The 23,849-nt window shown below is 41.6% G+C and carries 24 protein-coding genes and 1 pseudogene; 3 read left to right on the top strand and 22 right to left on the bottom strand.

The window, feature by feature from the left end; genetic code table 11:
- Window positions 1–299: 299 nt before the first annotated feature.
- From DFR59_RS04490 to DFR59_RS04435, 11 genes are all read right to left on the bottom strand, one after another.
- Window positions 300–725 (bottom strand): cytidine deaminase, encoded by a 426-nt coding sequence (locus DFR59_RS04490; protein WP_114744428.1) that lies wholly within the window; start codon window positions 723–725, stop codon window positions 300–302.
- 525 nt (window positions 726–1,250) lie between these two features.
- Window positions 1,251–2,105: an AraC family transcriptional regulator gene (locus tag DFR59_RS04480; protein WP_114744426.1), complete on the bottom strand. Its 855-nt coding sequence runs from the start codon at window positions 2,103–2,105 to the stop codon at window positions 1,251–1,253.
- Between the two features lie 190 nt (window positions 2,106–2,295).
- A complete protein-coding gene (locus DFR59_RS04475) occupies window positions 2,296–3,156 on the bottom strand; it encodes a hypothetical protein (protein ID WP_114744425.1) in 861 nt (286 codons plus the stop codon).
- A gap of 22 nt (window positions 3,157–3,178) precedes the next feature.
- Window positions 3,179–5,596, bottom strand: coding sequence for a heavy metal translocating P-type ATPase (locus DFR59_RS04470; RefSeq protein WP_114744424.1), 2,418 nt, complete (start codon window positions 5,594–5,596; stop codon window positions 3,179–3,181).
- 387 nt (window positions 5,597–5,983) lie between these two features.
- Window positions 5,984–6,676, bottom strand: a complete 693-nt coding sequence (locus DFR59_RS04465) for a YukJ family protein (protein WP_114744423.1) — start codon at window positions 6,674–6,676, stop codon at window positions 5,984–5,986.
- 52 nt (window positions 6,677–6,728) lie between these two features.
- The gene (locus DFR59_RS04460; RefSeq protein WP_114744422.1) at window positions 6,729–7,193 is read right to left on the bottom strand and encodes a hypothetical protein; all 465 of its coding nucleotides are present in this window, start codon (window positions 7,191–7,193) and stop codon (window positions 6,729–6,731) included.
- Between the two features lie 236 nt (window positions 7,194–7,429).
- Entirely contained in the window at window positions 7,430–7,762 is a 333-nt protein-coding gene (locus DFR59_RS04455; protein WP_114744421.1) for a hypothetical protein, read from the bottom strand.
- Window positions 7,763–8,020: 258 nt separating this feature from the next.
- On the bottom strand, window positions 8,021–8,656 hold the full coding sequence (locus DFR59_RS04450) for an alpha/beta hydrolase (protein WP_245948366.1): 636 nt from the start codon (window positions 8,654–8,656) through the stop codon (window positions 8,021–8,023).
- 136 nt (window positions 8,657–8,792) lie between these two features.
- Entirely contained in the window at window positions 8,793–9,932 is a 1,140-nt protein-coding gene (locus tag DFR59_RS04445; RefSeq protein ID WP_114744420.1) for a mannitol-1-phosphate 5-dehydrogenase, read from the bottom strand.
- A 5-nt stretch (window positions 9,933–9,937) separates the two neighbouring features.
- Window positions 9,938–12,016 carry a BglG family transcription antiterminator gene (locus DFR59_RS04440; protein WP_114744419.1) on the bottom strand — a complete coding sequence of 693 codons (2,079 nt, stop codon included), beginning with the start codon at window positions 12,014–12,016 and terminating at the stop codon, window positions 9,938–9,940.
- 90 nt (window positions 12,017–12,106) lie between these two features.
- Entirely contained in the window at window positions 12,107–14,023 is a 1,917-nt protein-coding gene (locus DFR59_RS04435; protein WP_114744418.1) for a PTS mannitol transporter subunit IICBA, read from the bottom strand.
- Between the two features lie 256 nt (window positions 14,024–14,279).
- Here DFR59_RS04435 and DFR59_RS04430 point away from each other — a divergent pair, with 256 nt between their 5' ends.
- Window positions 14,280–15,158 (top strand): permease, encoded by an 879-nt coding sequence (locus DFR59_RS04430; RefSeq protein WP_114744417.1) that lies wholly within the window; start codon window positions 14,280–14,282, stop codon window positions 15,156–15,158.
- A 26-nt stretch (window positions 15,159–15,184) separates the two neighbouring features.
- Window positions 15,185–16,057 (top strand): TIGR03943 family putative permease subunit, encoded by an 873-nt coding sequence (locus DFR59_RS04425; protein WP_114744416.1) that lies wholly within the window; start codon window positions 15,185–15,187, stop codon window positions 16,055–16,057.
- Between the two features lie 75 nt (window positions 16,058–16,132).
- Here the strand turns inward: DFR59_RS04425 and DFR59_RS04420 are convergent, their stop codons facing one another.
- A complete protein-coding gene (locus DFR59_RS04420) occupies window positions 16,133–16,783 on the bottom strand; it encodes a hypothetical protein (RefSeq protein WP_114744415.1) in 651 nt (216 codons plus the stop codon).
- Window positions 16,784–17,069: 286 nt separating this feature from the next.
- On the opposite strand from DFR59_RS04420, the gene DFR59_RS04415 reads away from it, so the two are divergent.
- Window positions 17,070–17,273, top strand: coding sequence for a hypothetical protein (locus DFR59_RS04415; protein ID WP_114744414.1), 204 nt, complete (start codon window positions 17,070–17,072; stop codon window positions 17,271–17,273).
- Window positions 17,274–17,318: 45 nt separating this feature from the next.
- Here DFR59_RS04415 and DFR59_RS04410 read toward each other — a convergent pair whose 3' ends face one another.
- The 10 genes and pseudogenes from DFR59_RS04410 to DFR59_RS04365 form a co-directional block, all read right to left on the bottom strand.
- A complete protein-coding gene (locus DFR59_RS04410) occupies window positions 17,319–17,621 on the bottom strand; it encodes a hypothetical protein (protein ID WP_114744413.1) in 303 nt (100 codons plus the stop codon).
- A 67-nt stretch (window positions 17,622–17,688) separates the two neighbouring features.
- On the bottom strand, window positions 17,689–18,693 hold the full coding sequence (locus tag DFR59_RS04405) for a S66 family peptidase (protein WP_114744412.1): 1,005 nt from the start codon (window positions 18,691–18,693) through the stop codon (window positions 17,689–17,691).
- 68 nt (window positions 18,694–18,761) lie between these two features.
- A complete protein-coding gene (locus tag DFR59_RS04400; protein WP_245948365.1) occupies window positions 18,762–19,238 on the bottom strand; it encodes a hypothetical protein in 477 nt (158 codons plus the stop codon).
- A gap of 151 nt (window positions 19,239–19,389) precedes the next feature.
- On the bottom strand, window positions 19,390–19,749 hold the full coding sequence (locus DFR59_RS04395) for a cell division protein FtsK (protein ID WP_114744411.1): 360 nt from the start codon (window positions 19,747–19,749) through the stop codon (window positions 19,390–19,392).
- Window positions 19,749–21,035 carry an acyl-CoA thioesterase/bile acid-CoA:amino acid N-acyltransferase family protein gene (locus DFR59_RS04390; protein ID WP_114744410.1) on the bottom strand — a complete coding sequence of 429 codons (1,287 nt, stop codon included), beginning with the start codon at window positions 21,033–21,035 and terminating at the stop codon, window positions 19,749–19,751. Before DFR59_RS04390 ends, DFR59_RS04395 begins: the two co-directional genes overlap by 1 nt.
- 89 nt (window positions 21,036–21,124) lie before the next feature.
- The gene (locus DFR59_RS04385) at window positions 21,125–21,787 is read right to left on the bottom strand and encodes an HAD family hydrolase (RefSeq protein WP_114744409.1); all 663 of its coding nucleotides are present in this window, start codon (window positions 21,785–21,787) and stop codon (window positions 21,125–21,127) included.
- A 40-nt stretch (window positions 21,788–21,827) separates the two neighbouring features.
- On the bottom strand, window positions 21,828–22,361 hold the full coding sequence (locus DFR59_RS04380; protein WP_114744798.1) for a GNAT family N-acetyltransferase: 534 nt from the start codon (window positions 22,359–22,361) through the stop codon (window positions 21,828–21,830).
- Between the two features lie 18 nt (window positions 22,362–22,379).
- Window positions 22,380–23,057, bottom strand: a pseudogene (locus tag DFR59_RS04375) (HAD family hydrolase).
- 54 nt (window positions 23,058–23,111) lie between these two features.
- Complete coding sequence (locus tag DFR59_RS04370) at window positions 23,112–23,456, bottom strand: DUF6176 family protein (protein WP_114744408.1); 345 nt, start codon at window positions 23,454–23,456, stop codon at window positions 23,112–23,114.
- 27 nt (window positions 23,457–23,483) lie between these two features.
- On the bottom strand, window positions 23,484–23,834 hold the full coding sequence (locus tag DFR59_RS04365; RefSeq protein ID WP_114744407.1) for a VOC family protein: 351 nt from the start codon (window positions 23,832–23,834) through the stop codon (window positions 23,484–23,486).
- Window positions 23,835–23,849 lie beyond the last annotated feature (15 nt).

Below are 23,849 nucleotides of genomic sequence, written 5' to 3'. Positions count from 1 at the left end.
TCATGGAGGACAAATATTTAATTGGCTAAATATTTGTTAAATTGATCATAACAGAAACCATCACCACCCCCATTCGCCATCTCGCAGGGTACAAGCCCCCAAATCTAGCATTTCCAAAAAATAACTCCCAAAACTTTAAATTATTATAATCTTAAGAATATTATAATTAGTCAAAAAACTACAAGAAAATCCCCTAAAGGTGACTGTCACCACCCGATATTTGGCGAATCATGTCGATGATGCTCCATAAGAAAAGCACCTTCCATATTAGACTGGAAAGGTGCATAGGTTTCTAAGTATTATTTACTTCTCTTGTACTTCAACGGAAGAAGCTCACTGATTTTGGTTTTGACGAGCTCCCCATCCACTTCTAATATGATGAAGCACTCAGGAGAGTAGTCTGATATAAGTTCACGGCACATGCCGCACGGGCTCACTACCCGCAGATCTTGAACAACCTCATCAGGGTGTGGATGCCTTACGGCTGCGATTGTATCGAATACCCTTTCACCCTCGGAAATGGCTTTCCCGATTGCAATGGCTTCGGCGCACACCGTCACCCTGCCGATGTAGGCTTCAATATGTACCGCAGATATCATCTTGCCCTCCTTTGTTCTGATGGCCGCACCTACGTGGTGTTTGTCTGGCGTAAATAGCCGCTTAATCACAGACTCCGCTTCTGTCACGAGCTCAATGTCTTCTTTGGTCAATTCATATGTATTCATTGTATACACCTGCTATCTTAAGAATGATCTCAATATGAGAATGGTTGATAAATTATCCAATGGTTCATGCGCGAAACTTTGCTCTAATGCGCCAGCGCCGCCTTACCCTGAATTCACAGGCTGGAGTTCACAAAATCTAGACGGTAAGCGAAGATTCTTCCCACTTTCAATGTCTCGATCGTCAAATCAAGAGGGAAAAGAGCAAAATTTGACCATTTGGTTTAAAAAGATAATTGATATCATGGGATTTAGTATGAAAATCAGGGGAAGCCCGCCGTTGGAATGGGTTCTATGCGCGAAAACCCCTTGGCTATGCGCCAAGCTTGATAGTCAATGCGCCAAACTCATCCCGCTATGCGCTGGAAATCAATCCTATGCGCCGGAACCACGGTTCTATGCGCCAAGCGCGCTCAAGGGCTCTACCTCAGTACCCTGGGTGGGACACCAAACCTGTCCCCGTGTCCCTATGAAAATCATCCCTATCAATCCCTTTATTCAACTACAGGATGGAAATCTCCTTCAAATTTACATAACAGGAATCCATATCTCTGAGTAATAATCCGCACTATATGGGTCCCCATCCGGATATACTTCCAATTCCGGTCCTGCAGCATGCTGATAGCCGCTGGACGGGAACCATTCCGTAAAAATTTCTTTCCACTTATTCTGGATGGCATGCGGCATGGCTCCATTTACGGCGAACACAGCCCACTTCAATGCAGGCACTTCATAGCTATCGAATTTCCCAGGGACCTCCCCATCACGTGCAACGGCCACCCAATAGTCCATCTCATTCTCTTCAGAAGACGCAACGCATACCCCTAGAAGCCCTTTTACTATACCGTTATTAAGCATAGCAAGTTCCTCGCTGGTGCCATCTCCATTCACCTCTTGCCACAAAAGAGAAATTCCTTTCTCATTTTCCCCATTCAATAAAGAAAATCGTCTACTCAATCCAGTGATTCGGAACGCTTCTTTTTCCACGATCGTATACTGCATCGGTTCTGCCCCTTTCAAATTCACCTGGATGACCAGGCGGTTATAAGAATTCAGCTTTCCCATGAACTTTCTCGCCTCACTCGGTGTGATGCCGTGCTGGCGGCGAAATGCTTTGGCAAAAGCTTCGGGAGTGTCATAGCCATACTTATAGGCGGCATCAATGATTTTAATATCGGATGTACAAAGATCCTGAGCAGCCAGCGTCAATCTTCTTCTCCTCAAATATTCCCCCACAGACGTCTCGGTCAAAATCGAGAACGTCCGCTGGAAATGAAACGGTGAAGAATTTGTAGCCTTAGAGATCTCTTCTATGCTGATATCTTCGAGCAAATTTTCCTCCATAAAATCAATTGCCACCTGCAGCGATTCCACCCAGCCCATAACTCCTCACTCCTTGCTTTCATACTAATGAAAAAAACTTCCTGCATCCTGTCATTTTCTGCTCTCTCATGTCCTCTATATCATTCGACAAAAACCCGGCCGTCCCTGTCACCGCCCGAAAAATCTTCGCACAAAAATAAGCGCCCTGAAGTTGTTCCTCAGGACGCCTGCTTCTTCATACTGTGTTTAATTATTTCATAATCTCCACCACGAATGGAAACACCCTCACTTTGCCGTCCTGCTTAAATTCCGCCCAGATTTTGTAGATTCCTGGTTCAATGAATTCCGTTTTAAACACGGGCTTCTTTTCATTAGCAGGATGAACATGCAGATAGTGCTCCCCTTGTTCATCAAGGATGACCACATGTCCTGCCGCGCCTAAGTATGGCTCAAGGCTCGATTCATCCAGATTGAACTTCAATGTGACAGGCGTTCCTGCTTTCGCTGAACTCATTTCCATTACGACTTTCTTGCCATCAACCGTTTTGGCTAAAATTCCATCAGGTGTCAGCTTATTGTCATGTCCATGGCCGCCTGTGGCAGATCCCACTTGGAATGATTTTGGCGACACGTGGTAGTTCATCTTAAAAGGTTTGATATCCACAAAAGCCTTGTAGCTGCCCTCCGGAAACTGAAAGGCTGCTTCGTATTCCCCAGCACCAACACGCTCAGGATGGAGGTGATAATATTTATCGAGATGCTCATCCACTACAATAAGATGCATCTTCTTCTCATGGTTGATCTCCAAATGATCCACTGGCTTACCCTGATCGTTCCTTAAAGAAATCCGCACCTTCCCATTCTCATAACCGACCTTCACAAATACATCTCCATAAAGCCCCTGAACTGCACCGTGATCATGGCTGGAGTTCTCCATACCATCCATACTCTCCATGCTTCCACTGGCCTCCTCACTTTTATGTGAAGTATCATCCGAACCCATCCCCATTTTTCCTCGTCCATCATCCTCTTTAAAATTCGCAGCATAAACAGAGTAGCCTACAACCACAAGAGCCAAATAAAGGACAGCCGCAATCGCCCATTTTTTCATCCACTGACGCCTCTCATTCCAATTATAATTTCACTCTCTGCAGCCTCAACGCATTAAGGACAACCGAAACCGAACTGAATGCCATTGCCGCTCCTGCCAGCCAAGGCGCCAAGAAACCAAGGGCCGCAATCGGGATTCCAAGCGTATTATAGCCAAACGCCCAGAAAAGATTTTGCTTGATGTTGCGGATCGTCTTTCTGCTCATCAAAATGGCGTCGGCAATGCTGTTCAAGTCGCCCCTCATCAGCGTGATATCCGCTGCTTCCATTGCGACATCAGCCCCCGTTCCGATGGCCATGCCGATATCAGCAGTAGCCAGTGCAGGGGCGTCATTGATCCCATCTCCAACCATCGCGACTTTTCCGCCGGCTTGCTGAAGCTTCTTGACCTCTTCGGCCTTCCCTTCAGGCAGCACTTCTGCCAGAACGTGTTCAATTCCGACTTGAGACGCGATGGCTCGGGCCGTACGTTCATTATCTCCCGTAATCATAAACACATCGATTCCCATATCCTTTAATCGTGCAATTGCTGCTTTTGATGTTTCTTTCACCGTATCCGCAACCGCCACCATTCCGGCGAATAACCCATCTACTGCTGCCAGCATGGCTGTCTTGCCGTTCAATTCCAGCTCAGCCATAGCATCCTCATAATCGGCAACATTGATTCCATTCTCAGCCATGAGCTTTCGGGTTCCAATCAATAAATTTTTCCCGTCCACTTCTGCTTTGATACCATATCCGGGTATCGCTTCAAACGATGCCGCATCTTTTAAAGCAACGCCCCTTTCCTTAATTCCATTTACAATGGCTTCAGCGAGAGGATGCTCGGATTGTCTTTCGGCAGAACCGACCAACTGAAGAAGCAGCGATTCATCCATGCCATCTGCAGTAAAAACATCTGTCAACACCGGCTTCCCATTGGTAACCGTCCCAGTCTTATCTAGGACAACGGTCGTCAATTGATGAGCTCTTTCCAAGTGCTCTCCTCCTTTAAAGAGGACACCATATTCTGCTGCACGGCCTGAGCCCGCCATGATCGAGGTCGGAGTGGCAAGGCCAAGCGCACATGGGCAGGCAATCACTAGAACGGCTATCATTTTTTCTAATGCCGATGAAAAATCGCCGGGATCTGCTGCGAAATACCATATCAAGAATGTAACCACCGCGATGCCGACAACAATCGGGACAAAAATCCCTGAAATTTGGTCGGCCAGGCGCTGAATCGGCGCTTTCGAACCTTGAGCTTCTTCAACTACTTTAATGATTTGCGCAAGAGCCGTATCCCTTCCTACTTTTGTTGCTTCCAATTTCAAAAATCCATTTTTATTGATCGTAGCGCCAATGACTTCATCCCCAACGGTCTTATCAACCGGTACACTTTCACCTGTCAGCATCGATTCATCAAGCGCCGATTGCCCTTCGATAATGACGGCATCCACAGGGATTTTCTCACCAGGCTTCACAAGAATTGTGTCTCCAACTATTACTTCTTCCAATGAAATTTCCTGCTCCACTCCATCCCTGACAACTCGAGCCGTCTTCACCTGAAGCCCCATCAATTTTTTGATGGCTTCAGATGAACGGCCTTTTGCCCTGGCTTCGAACAATTTACCAAGCAAGATCAATGTGATCAAAATAGCACTTGTTTCAAAATACAAATCTGTCATTTTCATCCCTTCGCCAATAGACGCAATCGTCAAGTACAGACTGTAAAAATACGCAGCTGACGTCCCGAGTGCCACAAGGACATCCATGTTGGCGCTCTTATTTCTCAATGCTTTATAGGCCCCAATATAAAATTGCTTCCCGATCAAAAATTGCACGGGTGTCGCAAGGGCAAACTGGACCCAGGGATTCATCAGCATATCGGGCAGATAAATAAAGGACAGGAAGGAAAAGTGACTGACCATTGCCCATAAAAGAGGCAAGGAAAGGATAAGTGAAAATACAAACTTGCCCAACTGCCGATCCATTTCCTGTTTTCTGTAATCAGCTGATTCTGCTGTGACCTCATTTTTCCGTTTTGCTTCATACCCCAACTTCTCCACTTTTTGAATCATGTCCTGAACAGTCACTTGTGAAGGATTATATTCGATGGAAGCTGTCTCTAACGCTAAATTGAGAGAAGCCGTCTTGATTCCATCCATTCGGTTAAGACCTTTTTCAATTCGCGCTGAACAGGCTGCACACGTCATCCCTAAAATGTCGAACTCTATTTTTTCTGTTGGGACTCTATACCCCAACTGCTCCACTTTTTGTTCAAAATCACTCATTCCGGCAGCTTCAGGATTGTACACCACCGTTGCTTTCTCCAATGCCAGGTTCACATTTGCCTCTTCCACACCGTTCATCCGGCTCAGCCCTTTTTCGATTCGGGCAGAACAAGCTGCACATGTCATACCCGAGATTAGGAACTGCACTTCCTTTGTCGTACCGCTCATTTCAATCATCTCCTATATATGAAAAAAATCCGTTTTCTATCTGATGCATCCATTTTCCCACTTCCACTGGACAAGTTCAAATATGTGGGATTTCCTTTCGTTATTTATATACTATACCCCCGTATAGTATATGTCAATCTGCAAAAATCGTGAGCTATTGCAAAATTGACAGGCATCTAGAAAAGCAGAAGCGCCTCGATCAGCCCCGACCAGCATAAGACGGAACTCGAAGGAAATCCTGATTTCCGTAGAGTTTTGACTTATGACTCGAGGGGCTAGGCGCTGGAGCTGGACACGCCCCGACTTTTGTCGAATCAATCAGCTGCAACACGCTCCAAGATCAATAAAAAAAGCCCCTCATATCGAGAAGCTTTCCTTCTTCAGCCACTATTCTTTGGCCACTTTCGATCCAGCTTCCATATGACTGCATTCCTCAACCGGCTTCAGCGGATTCCCAAGGTCATCCGTACACCAGGACTGCGATTGGAACGCAAGGAAGATACTAACCCACTTATCTTTGAATTGAAGCAGGAGGCCGCCATCCTGATAGATGCCGTTATCCCGCTCCCATCTGCCTTCATTCCCCTGATTCATATGGATATCATGAATGCCCTGACCCGGCACAAACCCAAAATATCCATCCACTTTCTTCTCCGGCCCCCATTTGGCGCCGAATGCATAGATAATAGCATCTTGCTGAAATGCCTCATTCAAATAGTGATTGATTTGATCATTCAAGTCGTTGTTCGGACCATCCACTTCAGGAGGCAGCGCCGTCATCTTCGAGGGATCAAACCAATTCCCCCTTATAAAATCGATGCCGATCGGCGGTTCATTATCACGAATATGGGTAAAGCCGTATGGCAGATTCATCAGTTCCTTCGTCTTTTCCATATCCACCTCTTCGTCCACGTAATAAAGAACATCAGAAGGATACCCCTGCGACTTGATATTAACCGCAATCCGATAAGGATTTCCGTTTTCCCCATGGACCAAAATCTGATAATGGGGGCTTTTATCGCTCCCAGGCAGCGCCCTCACAGGAATTCCCTTCAATACACCGTAGTTATATAATGACATGGCATTTCCTCCTTCATCCTCAAATGTTTGATGAAACAAATCCATACTGTCTTTAATACCCTTGAATCTGTTTTACAATCACTTCATTTTCAAAATGAATGGTTTCCATCTTTTTATCATTAAAAAGGTTAATATAAATGGAGGTCAGGAACAGCAGGAAACACATAAGTGCTTTAAGGTACATTGAGTACTTCGTATCCTTTTTATATAGCACTGCTGCATAAACCGTAAAGACAGCAGCACTAAGAATAATGACATCCTTCCACCTATTGTGCATATCTGTGATCAATGAACGAAATTCATAAATTTCAAGCTGCTTATCACTGGACAACTTGGCCATATCTACCTGATGAGTCAAATGTTCATCTGAAAATTGAATGATAGTACTTTTAAGAGATGGATCATACCAATACTCGGTGGGATAATAATGCCACTTATAAAAAATAATGAAGCATACCGTCAACATCAAAAAATATAAAAACAAAAAATGATTGATCCTCAATTCTTTTCTTTTCACCCATCACACCCCTTTATACAAGGCTGTTTCCTAAACATTGTTGTTAAAATCTTAATGCCGATTTTAACGTACAAATACCAGCTTTGGTCTTTGAATTGGAGTATCCAGGCTCTTTTCTAGTTAAATTCCCTGAATGGATTGCATAAGGTATCCTGTTTTAACGGATAAAGCAGCAATCTTTAAGAAAAGACCCTTTATAGAAAGAGGACACCAGCAAAAGCCAATGTCCCCTTTGATTATTTTACTAGGTAGGCATTTTCCACAAAGGAAACCTGTGCCCCTTCGATATCGCACATTTTAAATCCGGTTTTAAAGCGCTTATCAATCGCCTCTTTGAACTCCTCATTGACTTCAGGCGTGATGGATTGAGCCCAAGCAAGCTGCACCCCAAAAATATGGTCACTGCCTTGTTCAATAGGATTCATAGCCATCCCCTGCTTCAATACATTCATATTAGCATTCGCGCACAAATTTAATAAAAGCACATCCAATATCTTCAATTCTCGTTCAGAAAAATCATGCTGTTCTTTCACAACTTCCACATTTAACATAGAAACATTTTTAGACATTCAATCAACCTTTCAGTATGTTATTCTGATGCAGCCTCAACTGATAAGTGATTTGTATTCATATAAATTCCCCCTTCTCTGTAATACATTATTCTCCATCTTGGGTGAATTTTCCTTTTTTTACTTCAAAAAAATAGCCAAGAGCCTCAGCCCTTAGCTTATTGTCCAGAATTCAGCATCCTCCTGAATAACGGCCCCATCACCATCCTACTATAATAATTGTAGGATGCAGCTTGAATGGAAGAACATGCATATCATTTAAAACTGTTCGATGGCAGCTATAATATCTTTCAGCACATCAATTGATCCTAAAACATTTTCTCTGTATTCTAAATCATGATTTACATTCGGGATTAGCTTCTGCATGATATTAGCGTTCTCAACGATTTTCAAATATCTTTCTTCCCTGTAGCAAGGATCTTTGTCCCCAATGATGCATAATCCTTTGTTCATGCTGTTAACCATTGCCTCCCACACATCATCCCGATGAATCAATGGGGTCAGCCAGATGGCTTTTGCATCATGAAAAATCTCTCTATTTAATACCGAACTCATTGCAATCGTCCCTAATGATTTTCCGATGAAATAAAATTGATCATACGTATGATTGGCTAATAGTTCATCGAGGACAACATTCACATCCCATTTAATGGCTTCCCCTAATTCACGAAAACCATCGTAATCATCGTTATTGTATTGATAATTCACCTGCAGAACATCAAAGGATTTATTAGCAAATACAGCTTTTGCGTAATGAAGCAACGGTGCCTGTGAAGTATACCCAGACCCTGGCAGGATGATAGCTAAACTTGTTGAATCCTTCCGAAAAAGCGTAAAAGGAACTTCCATATCTTTATACCCTTTTACCGTTCGCTTCTCCACATTTCCCAACATATTCTCCCCCATCCAACAAATGAAAATTTTTCATTTTTACCAACTATACTCTATATTTCGATTATTGCAATATCTTCACACAAAAAAATAGAGCGCCAACCCCGAAAGGATAAGCACTCCATTTTAAAATCCGTTATTACTTCTTCAATTCTTCATACTGGCGAATCACTTCTTGTGTAATCTCGCTGTTTTCATCAAGGCCGCTCACTTCTTTCAGCACATAAGCAGGACCATTTTCTTTCATCATGTTTTGGATTTCAACTGCTTCTGGATCTTCTTGGTTGTCAAACAACAGGGCAGCCGCAATTGCTTTTGCTAGGTTGGAATAGGAAATTCCTGCTTTTTGCGCTTCTGTTGTCGGACGGACCAAACGATCGTCTGGTCCTAATTTCCGCTTCGGTGCACGACCTACGCGTGTCACGCCATCATTCAAGTAAGCGTTTTTGAAGCGTTCGATGTTTTTCTCGATATAGGCATCATGTTCCTCTTTATTCAACCCATATTGCTTCACAAGATAGGCGCCTGTTTCCTTAAGCGTTGCACGAACCTGCTCAGCGATAGCTGGATCCGCCAGCGTTTCATCAATTGTGGACTTCCCTTGAAGATAGCCGAGGTAAGCGATGACTGCGTGTCCGGTATTCACTGTAAATAATTTACGTTCAATGAATGGAGCCAAATCTTCCACGATGGTCATGCCCTCAACGGAAGGGATGTCTTCTTTTGACTCGACAACCCATTCGAAATACGGCTCAACCAAAACATCCAAGGACTCAGAGCTTTGAGCCGGCACGATGCGGTCGACTGCAGAGTTGAAGAAGAATACTTTCCCCTCCATTTTCGCCTTTACATCTTCAGAAAGCTGCTCCAGAATATGTTTTTTCAAGATATCCGTTGCACTAATCTGGTTTTCGCACGCAATCACGTACAATGGTTCCTCGGAATTTTCGATTCTTTTTTCAATCCCTTTTGCCATTAAGGGAGCAATTCTTGGAAGAATGTTCGGACCGATTGCCGTTGTCATGTACACTGCTTGTCCGATGGCTTCGATTACTTCGTCCTCCTGCTTGAGGTTGTTTAGGCCGGAAACATTCGAGATCGTTTCGGATTCATGCTGTTCTGTCGCTAATTTCACTTGATACGTTCCCACTTCATTCAGTTGATTAATGATGTTTTCAGCAATATCAACGAATGTTACATGGTATCCGGACTTGGAGAACAATGCCCCGATAAATCCTCTTCCTATGTTTCCTGCACCAAAATGAACCGCTTGTTTCATATTTATCAGTCCTTTATCAAGTTATTTTGCAAATAATCAAGGAATAATTCCTCTAGTTTTTTTAAAATCATCGCCTCATTGGAGGATGAAAAAATCATCATGGATAGGTTATTTTCAATAAGGCTCGTACTTATCAAGCTTAGGATTTCCTGTTCCCTCTTGCTTAACTCTTCAGGTGCCATCATGAGAAGGAGGCTTTTCATCTCCTGATCTTTCCCATTCATCCCTTTAATGATGACCGGGTGATCTAAGTGGGCTGCCTGAAATACCAGTTTCTCCACATGCACTTCTCTGCAGTGATAAAGCCCCATAGGGGTATTAGGGATTCCAAGTCCGCCTTTTTGCTCTCTTTCCAGCAGTTTTTTTAGGACAGCCGGTGGATTTGTCAGCAGACCATCCGTTTCAGCCTGGCTGACCATTTCCTCCAGAATCTGAACATGGCTTTCCGCATTCCCCTTTTTATACACCCGGAAGTGATCCAATATGGATTCCATACTTTTATGGACGTCCTTAATTTCACTCAGAAGAACTCTTACTTCCCCGGATCCTTTGCCTGAGGATTCCTGCTTGGCCAGCTTCAAATACTTGCTTCTCGTTATTTTTTCAATATTATTTTGCAGATAGTCCCGGATGATTCCGATATCCTTTTCGCTTAACAGAGGATTTACCAAGAGGTAGTCCACTTCTGTGAACGGAAGCCTTACGGTGGAAATCACCAGGTCATATCCCGTTAAGCTCGCGGTTTGAAAGTCGGCAATGGATAGGATGTCCACGGAATGAATCATCTTCAGCTCTTTTTGAATACGGCTCGCGAGCATTTTGGAAGTCCCGATCCCAGTCGGACAGACAACAACCGCTTTAATCTTTACTTTTTCCTCATTCATTAAAAGGGCAGAGCCAAAATGAAGAACGATATAGGCAATCTCCGCATCAGGGAATTTGATTTCGTGAAATTCTTTTTCCAAACTTTTCTTAACTGCTAAAAATAAAACCGGATATTTTTCTTTTATTTCTTCCGTTAATGGATTGAACAGCTCCATTTGCTGCTGAAGGCGGAAAATGGACGGACCCATGTGGGCAAGCAATCCTTGAAACAAGGAGAAATCGTCTGTTAAATCCACATTCAGATTGTCTGACACATCTTTCACGATATTCTTGATTAAATGGCCAAGAAAAATACTGTCTGAATAAACGGCATCCGGCCCTTGAATTTTTGAACCTTTCAATACAACAGACAAGAATTGAATATCGCGGTCTGTTATCATTACAGCCAATCCTTCATTCAATTCCTTGCTTATTGCTTTCATTAATCGAAACTCACTCGAATTCCGGTTCTCTATATCCTCCATGCCTGTTAACACAAAATGGCCCTTGCTCCTCTGTATGGTCAAACAAACATAGACGACTAGACCAATGTAGTCATTATCTGCTAAGTTGAGCTGTTCCTTTGCCAAGTGGCGTTCCACTGCATGATGGACGCTCAACATATACTCCGGCTTAAAATAACCGATGATCGGCTGCTCATAGGTATGCCCTTTTTGCAAAAGATAGAGGCTTTCAATGATGTCTTCATAAAAATAAACAAGTACAAAGCTCGCGAAAGCATGGCGCTTGCTCGCTTCATCCGCTTCAAGTTCGACCCCAACCCCTCTTTTCCTGGTGAGGGTTATCTGAAATTTACTGAGCCATTCGGCCAGTTCATCCAAATAGGCAGTCAATGTCGTGACGCTGATGCCAAGTTCATTGGCCAGCACCTGTTTTTTGAAGGATGGTCCCTCATGCAAAAGCGCAATCAATAAATGAAGCTTCCGCTCTTCAGGTGTTTCATCAGTTGCATTCGCTTCTGCAAGCTGCTGAATTAAGCGAAAGATGTGTTCATTCTTTCCATCAATAAACAAGCCTTCATTCGGATTCCGCTTCAGTTCCAAATGATGCTGCTTCAAAATTCCTTCAATTGATTTTAAATTCCGCTGAATGGTCCTCCCACTCACATTTAAATACGCAGAAAGGGAATGGACCGTATGCTTTCCGGATGTTTTGACAATCAATTCAATGATTGCTTTTTCCCTTGATGTAATGAACATACTTTCCACCCCCTCTCATTATTATTTTTAATTAAGTATAGGAACACCTAAACCCGAAAGGCAAGTAAGGAGCCTTTCGGGTCAGGGTTTTTAGTTACTGTTAAGGATATCTTTCAGTTCTTTCGCCGTTTTTGCTTGAACCATTTTATCGACATTCTCCTGTTCAGAACAGATGACTGCGATGCTTGACAGGATTTCAAGATGAGTGCCGTCTTTACCGGCGATGGCAAAGATCAACTTCGCCTTCTCTCCGTTGAACTCAACACCGTTCGGCACTTGAATGACAGAGAATCCAGATTTAATGACAGCTTTCTTCGCATCTTCCGTACCGTGTGGAATGGCCACATTGTTGCCCATATAGGTAGAAGTGATTTCCTCGCGCTCCATCATGGCGTCTACATAGCTTTCTTCCACATAGCCTGCCTTCACCAATGCCTCACCGGCAAAACGGATCGCTTCTTCTTTTGTTGCGAATTCCATGCCCATAAAAATATTTTCTTCGAGCAGCAAATCGTCGTCGTGATCACCTTGAGGCTCCGTGCCGACAGCTTCTGTTTCAGCAGTCTCAACGAGTTCATCCTGCTCTTCGGTGATGCCATTTTGCAGGCTTCCGATCAATTTGTCATACTCAGGGCTTGAAAGGAAATTGTCTACAGAAATGTGATAGACATTCGGCAATTTACTCTTTGCACGAGGAGTCAATTCCTCCTGCGTGATGACCACTTGGGCATCGTTTGGCAGGTTGCTGATAGAAGTATTCGTTACGAAAACATCCAACCCTGCTTCCTTCACTTTTTTGCGAAGAAGGGACGCACCCATTGCACTGGATCCCATACCGGCATCACATGCGAATACAATTTTATTTACTTCTTCAGGAAGCTTCCCTTCTGAACCGGAAGTGATTTGACCGGCAACTGAGCTCTTCTTCCCTTTCATTTCCTGCATTTTCTTTGTAGCTTCTTCGATATTTTCGTCTTGATTCTTACTGGATTTCAGCACAATTGCCGAAACGATAAAGGAAACTACAGCAGCGACAATGACAGCTGCAAAGTTGGCAACATAAGCCATACCTTCAGGCGGTGTAACAGCTGCAATGGCGATGATGCTTCCAGGTGATGCAGGAGACACCAATCCGCCGCCTAGCATAACAAGTGTGAACACACCGCTCATTCCCCCAAGGATAACGGAGAAGAAAAGCATTGGCTTCATCAATACATATGGGAAATAGATTTCATGAATTCCCCCAAGGAAATGGATGATCGCAGCACCAGGTGCCGATTGCTTAGCTGTCCCTTTTCCAAATAGCATGAATGCCAGCAATACACCAAGACCCGGTCCTGGGTTCGCTTCGAGCAAGAATAGTACTGATTTACCTGCATGCTGCACCTGTTCCAATCCGATTGGAGAAAGCACACCATGGTTGATTGCATTGTTCAAGAATAAAATTTTCGCTGGTTCGATCAGGATGCTAGTCAATGGCAATAGACCTGCACCAACAAGCCAATCGACTCCTTGAACTAGGAGGTTAGTGAACCAATCTACTGCCGGACCTACTCCGAGGAATGCCAGGATGGCGAGAATTCCGCCAAGGATCCCTGCTGAAAAGTTGTTGACGAGCATTTCAAATCCTGCACGAACTTTTCCTTCGATTAATTTATCAAATTTCTTCATCAAGTAGGCACCTAATGGCCCCATGACCATAGCACCTAAGAACATCGGTGTATCAGGCGCACCGACTATGACCCCCATTGTCGCAATGGCACCGACTACACCTCCGCGCTGGTCATGCACAAGCTTACCGCCTGTATACCCTATAAGAAGCGGCAACAGGTAAGAAACCATTGGCCCGACCAATTTGGCAAGGCTTTCATTTGGGAAGAACCCAGTTGGAATAAATAAGGCAGTAATTAATCCCCATGCAATAAATGCTCCGATATTAGGAAGCACCATTGAACTTAAGAAGTTACCGAATTTCTGTATTTTAACTTTAACAGTTGATTGTTCCACGGTTCCTCTTCCTTTCGTAAAAAATTCATCAAAGTATTACACCTTTAATGATAGAGGATGCAGCCGAACGAAAACAATAACCATGAAAACTAACTTTGTCACACCTGCCGCGACAAACCTATTGTTTCTCTTAGACATATGGTTATCCATTTTTTCTTCTATATTTCCATTTGTTTTTCTCATCAAATTTTCATTATCATTTGATATAATGTAGTCTTGTTTTAACTAGACTTTTTTAAGCAATCGGAGGAAATTAATGTTTAGCCAATCCTTTTTACAATTAAATACAATATTCATCAGCATCTTGATCGAGGCGCTTCCATTTGTACTTGTCGGCGTCATCATTTCAAGCGTTCTTCAAATGTTTGTCACCGAAGAAATGGTGGCCAAAATCATTCCGAAGAATCGGTTTTTATCCGTTCTGTTTGCCACGACCCTCGGTGCGCTCTTCCCGGGGTGCGAGTGCGGGATTGTCCCGGTGACAAGGAGGCTCATCGCAAAAGGTGTGCCGCTCCATTCAGCCATAGCCTTCATGTTGACTGGACCTGTCATTAACCCGATCGTTCTATTCTCAACTTATGTCGCATTCGGGAACAGCTGGAGCATGGTCTGGTACAGAGGAGGCATTTCCTTCCTTGTAGCCCTGCTTGTAGGAGCCATTCTATCCTTGCAGTTCAAGGATTCACAATTAAAGGAAGAATTCCACTCCCACCATCATCACCACGGCAGCGGCATTTGGGGTAAAATAAAAGGCACGCTGCAGCACACCATCGACGAATTCTTTTCCGTAGGGAAATTCCTCGTACTGGGCGCATTTGTCGCAGCTGCCATGCAGACGTATGTCAAAACAAGCACACTGACATCTCTCGGACATGGGGAATATTCTTCATCCATCGTCATGATGGCTTTGACGTATGTTCTCTCACTGTGTTCAGAAGCAGATGCATTTATCGCATCATCGTTCAGAAGTACGTTCTCTACGACAGCACTTGTCGCGTTTCTTGTATTCGGCCCGATGTTTGATATCAAAAATACGCTCATGCTTCTTGGCGTTTTCAAGAAAAAATTCGTTATGTACTTATTCTTATACGTGAGCATCCTGGTGTTTGTCTTATCGATCCTGATCGTACACTAATCATTAGAAAGGAGAATGGAAACAGTATGCTTCGATTTCTCGTCCTGCTCGGATTCTCATTTGTCTTTCTGCAGCTTCATGCTACAGGCAACATTTCAAAATATATCAATATGAAGTATTCCTATATATCCTTTTTGACCATTTTCTTGCTTTTCTTCCTGACCATTATGCAGCTCTACTTTTATTGGAAAGAAGGCAGTGAGAAAGAAAAGGAAAAAGAACAAGGCAGCAGCTGCAGCCCCGTCGATGACTGCGGATGCGGACACGACCACTCCCATGAAAGAAAGGGATGGAAGTATTGGATTGCTTTCCCGATTCTTATTTTCCCGGTCCTGACGTATCTGTTCCTGCCGATCGCCACGCTTGACTCGAACATCGTCAAGGCGAAAGGATACCACTTTGATGTCTACAATGACGGGGATCCCTATTCCCAGCATCAATTCCTCGAACCTGATACCAGCACCTACTACGGTTCTGAGGGCTACTATGAAAGAATGAATAAATACTTAAAGAAATATGCGAGTAAAGATACCGTGAAGCTGACAGATGCGAACTACCTGGAAGCAATGGAAACGATTTATAAAAATCCCGGCGATTTCATGGGGAAAACCATTCAATTTCACGGCTTTGCGTTCAATGACAAAGAACTGAAAAAGAATCAGCTCTTCGTCTTCCGGTTCGGCATCATCCACTGTGTCGCGGACTCCGGTGTATTCGGGATGCTCGTCGAGTTCCCAGATGACATGGACATCAAAGACGACGAATGGATCCAAGTCAAAGGAACCATGACAAACGAGTACTTCCAGCCGTACAAAAAAACCATCCCGGTCCTAAAAGTGACCCACTGGGAAAAAATCAGCAAACCCGACGATCCATACGTCTACAACAACTACAAATAGGAACCTGTCCCCACCCCACAAAACTATGGTTTATTTAAAGAAATAATAAAAAATTCATACCCCAAATCAAACTATTTATTGGTTAACCACGGTTTTTAACATTTCATAATACATATCGTAATTTTCCATTTCTAAAGGATTATGAATGACTGCCAAAAGATTCGGCCGGTCTCCTTCTCCCGGAAAAAGTATAGTTGAAATACTAACTCCGTCCTCAGGTTCAGAGAAATAAACAAAAGCTTTCTCTAACCCATCGTAGCTCATAATATTTTTCCTTAATGTTTTGTCCTTGTCTAAATTGCTTTCAAACGCTGCAAATTCTGCTGAACTTAATTTCTTAAGTGTCATATAGGATCGATCATTACTTGTAAAGGAAATAAAATCTTGGTTTTCAGCACCCATTTTCACGTTGTATCCATCAAATACAAAAAAGTTTATTGGCTGCGCATGACTTTTATATAGCTGCGCATGGACTTTTTCTTCCATTCCTTCACGACTAACCGTAATAATTTTTGTTTCTACTTTTGGTGTATCTGCAGCTGGAGCGGAAGGATTTTCAGAACTCGCTTCCTCTTCAGCTTTGTCTTTTTCAATATTTGAATTTTTTTCCACAACTACACCATTCCCATTTGACTCACTTTGATTTTCTGTCGTACTTGAAGTATTGCATGCTGACAAAATCCCACATGAGAGACATAACAACGAAAGTACAACATATATTTTCATTACTTTATCACCCCTTTATCAAGAAAGACGAATGACTTCCAAATTTGGTTACAGGGACAGAGGGACAGGTTCCTCGTCCCACAGGAGGACGAGAAACCTGTCCCCACAAACCATTTGGCCTCCGCTGCAAAGAACCAAAAAAATGTACCAATCAAGCATGCATACATATGATAAACTCAGTATATACATATGCAGCTTTTAAAGATTATTTATTACTTAATCCTGATTCAGAATTGTTATCGGGACTACTGAATATGATGGGGCATCAAGATAAGGGGGAGAATAAATGGCGATTTTAACGTTTTTAATCATCGGCTGGGTCTTAAGCTGGTTTAAATTTAATGAATTATTTGTTCAGGCATTTAAAGAACTGTTTAAATTAGACATCACCAAAGCAAGCTATTACTTTGTATTCTTTTGCATAGGTTTTCTGGGAGATATCATTTTATTTTTCAAAGGAACATATGAAATAATTTTACTGAATCCCTAAATAAGTTAAGGCAGGACTTCTAAATAAATGGAAGTCCTGCCTTTATTATTTTTCTAATTGGTCCAACACCATTAAGAGAAAAAATATCAACAGGTGCGCTACCGCTAAAATGGCAAGAATACTGCCCTCCAGCTCAATGAAATGATATGCTATTGGAAACAAGACCACTTCGATTCCGAAGACAATTATATTAATGCCGGATCTTGCAGCTAATGTTTTCTCGTTTTTAGGGGTGAAAACCTCGTTATTTCCTGCAATGAATGAAGTCTTCCCCTTTTTCTTTACCGAATATCCAACAAAAATAATAAGCAAGCCTCCAATAATAACGGCCAAAGAAATGGCTAACATAACCTCTTCCCTCCAATTATTCGTTTATGGAATCGGCATCTTGCATTTAAATTTTGCAGCACCTTTCTTACCCTTCCACACCATCCTCCAAAAATGTAATGGTGCCTTTGGTGGCGTCAAGGGTTGCTTTAATCCCAATCGGAAAAACATGCGAAGGAAAAGTGTGACCAATATCTACATTTGCAAGGATAGGGATATTGATCTCCCCAATTACTTCGATGAGCAATTCCTCAAACGTAAAAGGCGAATCCAAATCATTGAAGTGCTCGTGCTTACCAATGATCAAGCCGGCAATCTCATCAAAAATGCCATTCACTTTCAGCATACTCAGGGAACGCTCCTGAATTGCCATGTCTTTAAATGAATCTTCGATAAACAGGATGGCTCCTTTTAATCTCGGAAAATATTCTGACCCAATGAATCCGGACATAGTATTTAAATTTCCGCCAATCAACACACCCGTAGAGTTTCCGCCGCGAATCGTTTTCCATCCTTCATTAAGTACCATCTTCTTTTCTCTATCCTGGGAATTCCAATCAATCATTTCCTCTGTCCATTCAGAAGGTACTTCCAACTCATATGGAGCTCTCTTTTTTAACATCACAATGTTTTCAAAAAACTCTTTCCCCTTTGGCAGCATTTCATGAAATTCTCCAAAAGAGGGAACAACAGCTGGGCCATAAAAAGTGGCTAATCCTGTTTTGGTGTAGATCCCTAATAACAAAGCTGTTACATCACTATATCCCATGATGATTTTGGGCTTCTTAATTAAATAACCGTAGTCAATATAAGGCAGCAGCGAATTCGAATTTGATCCTCCGATTGTACTGATAATTGCTTTGACATCATCGTTATAGATCAACTCATTGATTTCTTCTGCTCTTGCTCTAATGGAACTCGAACGATAGGATTGTATTTCTTTTGAGCAGGAACCCTCGATAACTTTCAACCCCATATTCTCTAATTGTTTTATTCCTCTCCGGTATCTTTCCTTAAAAAGAACTGGAGCGGGAGCCGACGGCGTGATGATTCCAACAGTGTCTCCCCTTTTCAAAACATTCGCTTTCAACATAAAAAACAACCTCTCAAAAATATAACTTTTATTAATCCATACACTTGCCATTAGGATAAATATCTCCCCTACTCCACTTCAATAACAAAATAATAGGTCGCATCCCCATGTGATAAATGCTCATCCTTTTCATCCATCCACCCTGTACTATAACCATAATAGTAAACCCCTTTTTCCTCTGGTGCGGAAAAGCTATTGTTAGAAATAGTACGTGTCAGATTCTCTTTTATATGAAATTGCAAAAGATGAAATTGATTAGGTTTTGGTTCGTAATCCATGACAAAGGATATTACCTCACCCGGTTTTACTTTTATGGGGGCTTTTCCTTTTAAGGATTTCTCCGGCCCGGCTGTGTCCACACATTCCCCTTTTCCTTTGTTCGACCAGCAATAGGACCCCAGAGTTGTGGCATAAATATGAGATCCTATTTTAATAGAAACTTGAGGTGGCTTATCACCTTTCATGCCGTTGTCTACAGATGAACTTGAGCAGCTGGCAAGTATCATTACAACTAGCACCATCCATGAAACCTTTATCTTTTTCATGCGATCTTCCCTTCTTCAAATTCTTACTAAACTATTTTCGATTGGTTGCAGTAGATATGTAATAACTCAATATTCATTATCATATTTTATAAGTTGGAGTTTTGAAAATATTCTCCTGTTTCTTATGGATATTTGAATGTATAAAGAGAATTTATAAAGTGAGATTATGACCCGCCCCAGCAATGTACATATATAATCCGATGAAAGATAAAATAATCCCCAAAATAAATGTCCATGGGTTATCTTCTTTTTCTTTATCAATATTTCCAATTGTAAGTATTGCAATTGTCAAAGTTAGCATAGGGAAAAAAACAAATCGTGGCCCAAATGCGAAAGAAATGCCCCCAAAAATAAGCACAAAAAGTCCGTATGGATTTACTCTCTTTATTTTTCCGATATATTCTTTCTCCTCAACGGAAAAACCTTCATCGTCGTATTGATAAAATACCAGCTTGAGTCTATTTAAAAAGTAAATTAATTTTTTATAAAATTGATAATTTCCCTGAATCATCAATTCCGTATCTGTTCATACTTCCTAAAACTTTCACTAAAAAACTCAATCGTTTTCCTCCAAGAATCAGCGCTCGCTCTAGCCATCGATTCTTTTTTTTCACCATTACAAAACACGTAGGGAATCCCAATCGAATGACCTGCACCCGTGTAAATGAGATGATTATAAAATTCTTTAAAGCTGTGATTCTTCAACCTCTCCACAGCCTTTTTAGAGAATTCCAGGGTGACATCTTCTTCACCAGATATAAGCAACATTGGGCCATTAATGTTTTCAACATGAATCGTAGCTTTATCCACTATGTCTGGATCCTCAGTTAATGCTTTGTACCACCTTGCTATCGGATCTCCTGTTTTTTTCTGAGACATTTCCCGGCATTCCAATGCAGCTTTAACTGGATTGCAGGGAGTTGCATATGGAAGCGGCTCCCCTTTATAGGTCCAAGCTGGAGGCAGCGTTTGTTCTTCTGTCCAAGAAACGATGCCGCTGAATAAAATGGAAGACCCATTCAATGAAACAACTGCTTTAATATCATGAAATAAACTGGCAGAAAGCAGCGCAAGTTCGCTTCCACGGGAAACCCCGTGTATTCCTAACCAACCTTTTTTAACTTCCTGACAATCTTTCATCCATTCAATTGCAGTTTCAATATACTCAAGAGGTATTTCAACTAAACGCTTTGGCAAATGATCGATTCCAAAGTAGGCAAGGACTAAAACCGTAAACCCATGCGAAGCTAATAAACTTCCTTGGAACTCATTTAAGCCTCCTTCTGAGCCGCCTAACATGATTACTGCTGGTCGTGGCTTTCCATCTTTGTTTGAAAAAAGTGTGGCGATAAGCCCATTTTCTCTGATTGATCTTCTTTCAACATTTTCTGCTTTCCATAGACGTTCAATTTGTATTTCGTTCACCACTTGCTCATCGATTTCAAGGGAAAGAGTAAACTTTTGCGGTGGCAGTATATCTGGTGATGAATTTGAAGTAAGATTCTCTACCTTTTCTTCAATTTTACTTACCTCAAGAGACCAAAAAAGCCCCATTCCATCTGTGCCTGAATAGGTACCCCTTACTGGTGCTTGTTTGTTTAAATCAATTTGCCCCATATCGTCAGAGATAAAAGTGGCAAATGAAGAAAAGTGAAAGATTTTTTCTCCTTCCACAGCTCTATGAGCCTTAATTGTTACCTCTTTTTGTGGTTCGACATCCAAAATCCTTATGTTTATCGGTGAATCGACTAATGACGTCATCCTATCCACTTGTATCCAAGGTTTATTTCCGACCATTATATAACACCTCAGCTTTTGGTAACTAGTTATTATTCAAATAGATAAGCTTATAGATGAGATTTTATAAGAAAAATTGGTGAGCTGTATCATTTCTGAGAGGGCATCAGTGAATCATATAAAATCCTTTCATCGGAAAGCAATTCTTTTAAATTCTTTCTTCTTCTATCCAAATGAATACCCCTCATACCTATTATTTCAGCACCTTCAACATTTTCAATCTTATCGTCTATAAAGATACTTTCTTCTGGCGTTGCTTCCATTTGATTTAGAGAAGTATAATAAATACCTTTACTTGGTTTTTCCTCATTCACATTGGCTGATAAAATAATAGTCTTAAAATATTTGCGAATACCTAACCTGTCGAAAATCCAATCCATACTAGGCATAGCGTTCGAAATGACAGCCAGTTCATATTTTGTTATTAAACTCTCAAGCACTTCTTTTACTTCTGAAAAAAGCTCGCAATGGCCTGCATAATGTGCAAAATGAAGTAATTCATTTGTTAGTTTTACTTCTCCAAGTTCTTCCGCAATGATTCCATAAAAATGCTTATAGTATTTTTCTTCTTCATACCATGAGGTAATAAAGGGAGGTTTAATATGTTTAGCCTTTGAAATTGCCAAATCAATTTTTGCTGAGTGGTAACCCCTTTCGGTTAACAAATTTATTATTCTCTCATCCCCTTTAATTGGAGTATCAAAAAGTACACCACCTGCATCAAAGAAAATTGTCTTTATCTTGTTATTCAAGTAATAACCTCCCCAAAATATGAAGTTTCAGATATATTACTCAACGAAAAAACTCTTCTTTAAGGATGCTCATTCGCAAACGATCAACATACTCTCCGTTTCTAAATCGATCTTGTCTAAGAACCCCTTCATCCACGTATCCCATTTTCTTATATGACTTAATCGCCTTGTCATTATCAACCTCTACTCTCAGCCATATCTTGTTAAGATCCAAATATTTAAAACCCCAATGAAGCATTTCATGCATAGCCGATAGCCCGTATCCTCTACCCCAATAGTTCTTATCCCCGATGGCGATTCCAAGTTCTGCATGTTTGTTTAACCGATCGATATTTTTTAAGTCTATCCAGCCAATGTGTTTACCGTCTTCGGCCAAAATCGCTTTTTGTTCATACCCATTCGTCTTATTGATGCACATTTCAATCCAGGTATGAGTTTCTTCTCTACTGAAAGGCGGATACCTATCTGGCATATTTAGATGTTTTGTTACTTCCCTGTCTAAACACCATTGATAGCGATCATCTGTGTCATCTAATGAAAGTTCCCTTAAATATACTTTAGGTAATTGGGCCATCATCACGCCTCTCTCCCCCTATTTCGCCAATCCAATTCGATCCCCTATAGTCGGCAAAAATTCTTTCAATTCCTCAAAGTTCTTAATCACATAATCAGCTTCAGCTAGTTCTTCTTCCCTTGCAAAATCAAAGTGACATCCCACAGAAATCAATCCGTTGTCTTTGGCTGCACTAATGTCTGATAAACGGTCTCCTACAACCGCCCCATTAGTAATCCCGTACTTTTGAAGAATGGATTGCACGAGATCGCCCTTATTCAATGTTCCAATTTGCTGAATGCTGAACGTTTCGGTCACCCATCGGTCCATTTGATAGTACTCCACAATGGCTTTCAAATATTCGATCAGTCCATTGCTAGCTATGTAAATTGCATACCCGTTTTCTTTCAGGAAGCCAAACACATCCTCAACACCCGGATAGAGGCCGCCCTTTCCAGCTCTAATGTTATCTACTAATCTTTCCAAAAAATAAGCATCCGTTTGCTCTCTTATCTCAGCTGAGTAATCTGGAAGCAGGGCCTCTCAAACTTTCTGAAGCGGAACTCCCATGATTCCTCTATATTTATCAATCGGTGTTGCACCTTCCCATAAGTTCAGTGACCTAAGTCGATCAAATGCATCATCCAAAGAAATTTCTAAGATTTTATCTGTTTGAAACAACGTCCCGTCCATATCAAAAATCAAAGCTTGCATTATAGCTATTTCTCCTCTAGTGTTGCAGTAATGGGATTATCTCAATATATAAGCTTATTAATTCATCATATTTTTTAAGTTTTCAGGAATCATGATCACTTTAGGTGTTATTGATACCTCTGCATAGTTTTCATCAATGCATTCCCTCCAAAATTCTAAATGCTTTTTATCAATTTCATGATTGGATTCCTCTACATCAGATCCTCCTTCACCTTGAATCGAAAACCAATAAAGATATTCTCCAGATTCATTTTTTTCCCGAAAGATCGTTTCCACGTGCATTTTTTCATCTTTCAGCGTAAGAAGGACTTTATCCATATGATCATTAAGAAGTTTCATCCATTCATCCACTTTGTCCGTCTTTCCTTTTTTTACTCTAAATTTACTTAATTCTACTTTCATAATAACCACCCTTAAATTAATTCTTTTTTACTTCTCCCAAAGCTCAATGCGCCTCCCTAGGGGATCTTCAATCCAAGCAAACTTCCCATATTCACTCACAGTTTTATCCTTTACATAAGGAACACCTAATTTTTCTAAATGACCGATACAGTCATCCAAATTCTCCACTTGAAAATTTAGCATCACTGGCTGCTCTGCTGGGAAATAGTTGTCATCATCAGCAAATAACGAAAAAATTGTCTCAGTGCCTGGCTCAGGTTTAATAATCGTTCCATTCCATTCTTCCAAATTAATCTTCAGCACGTCACTATACCATTTTTTAATTTCTTCCAAATTTCCAGTCCTCAAAAATACGCCGCCAAATCCTTTAATTTTCATAAAAATCGCCTTCCC

Source organism: Falsibacillus pallidus, assembly GCF_003350505.1.
GTDB lineage: Bacteria > Bacillota > Bacilli > Bacillales > DSM-25281 > Falsibacillus > Falsibacillus pallidus.
This window is presented reverse-complemented; position numbering and strand designations above follow the sequence as displayed.

Bases quoted from the DNA above. Each gene is read 5' to 3' on its own strand.
- DFR59_RS04490 (WP_114744428.1), bottom strand. From the start codon at position 725: ATGAATACATATGAATTGACCAAAGAAGACATTGAGCTCGTGACAGAA.
- DFR59_RS04480 (WP_114744426.1), bottom strand. From the start codon at position 2,105: ATGGGCTGGGTGGAATCGCTGCAGGTGGCAATTGATTTTATGGAGGAA.
- DFR59_RS04475 (WP_114744425.1), bottom strand. From the start codon at position 3,156: ATGAAAAAATGGGCGATTGCGGCTGTCCTTTATTTGGCTCTTGTGGTT.
- DFR59_RS04470 (WP_114744424.1), bottom strand. From the start codon at position 5,596: ATGAGCGGTACGACAAAGGAAGTGCAGTTCCTAATCTCGGGTATGACA.
- DFR59_RS04465 (WP_114744423.1), bottom strand. From the start codon at position 6,676: ATGTCATTATATAACTACGGTGTATTGAAGGGAATTCCTGTGAGGGCG.
- DFR59_RS04455 (WP_114744421.1), bottom strand. From the start codon at position 7,762: ATGTCTAAAAATGTTTCTATGTTAAATGTGGAAGTTGTGAAAGAACAG.
- DFR59_RS04450 (WP_245948366.1), bottom strand. From the start codon at position 8,656: ATGTTGGGAAATGTGGAGAAGCGAACGGTAAAAGGGTATAAAGATATG.
- DFR59_RS04445 (WP_114744420.1), bottom strand. From the start codon at position 9,932: ATGAAACAAGCGGTTCATTTTGGTGCAGGAAACATAGGAAGAGGATTT.
- DFR59_RS04440 (WP_114744419.1), bottom strand. From the start codon at position 12,016: ATGTTCATTACATCAAGGGAAAAAGCAATCATTGAATTGATTGTCAAA.
- DFR59_RS04430 (WP_114744417.1), top strand. From the start codon at position 14,280: ATGTTTAGCCAATCCTTTTTACAATTAAATACAATATTCATCAGCATC.
- DFR59_RS04425 (WP_114744416.1), top strand. From the start codon at position 15,185: ATGCTTCGATTTCTCGTCCTGCTCGGATTCTCATTTGTCTTTCTGCAG.
- DFR59_RS04420 (WP_114744415.1), bottom strand. From the start codon at position 16,783: ATGAAAATATATGTTGTACTTTCGTTGTTATGTCTCTCATGTGGGATT.
- DFR59_RS04415 (WP_114744414.1), top strand. From the start codon at position 17,070: ATGGCGATTTTAACGTTTTTAATCATCGGCTGGGTCTTAAGCTGGTTT.
- DFR59_RS04410 (WP_114744413.1), bottom strand. From the start codon at position 17,621: ATGTTAGCCATTTCTTTGGCCGTTATTATTGGAGGCTTGCTTATTATT.
- DFR59_RS04405 (WP_114744412.1), bottom strand. From the start codon at position 18,693: ATGTTGAAAGCGAATGTTTTGAAAAGGGGAGACACTGTTGGAATCATC.
- DFR59_RS04400 (WP_245948365.1), bottom strand. From the start codon at position 19,238: ATGAAAAAGATAAAGGTTTCATGGATGGTGCTAGTTGTAATGATACTT.
- DFR59_RS04395 (WP_114744411.1), bottom strand. From the start codon at position 19,749: ATGATTCAGGGAAATTATCAATTTTATAAAAAATTAATTTACTTTTTA.
- DFR59_RS04390 (WP_114744410.1), bottom strand. From the start codon at position 21,035: ATGGTCGGAAATAAACCTTGGATACAAGTGGATAGGATGACGTCATTA.
- DFR59_RS04380 (WP_114744798.1), bottom strand. From the start codon at position 22,361: ATGGCCCAATTACCTAAAGTATATTTAAGGGAACTTTCATTAGATGAC.
- DFR59_RS04370 (WP_114744408.1), bottom strand. From the start codon at position 23,456: ATGAAAGTAGAATTAAGTAAATTTAGAGTAAAAAAAGGAAAGACGGAC.
- DFR59_RS04365 (WP_114744407.1), bottom strand. From the start codon at position 23,834: ATGAAAATTAAAGGATTTGGCGGCGTATTTTTGAGGACTGGAAATTTG.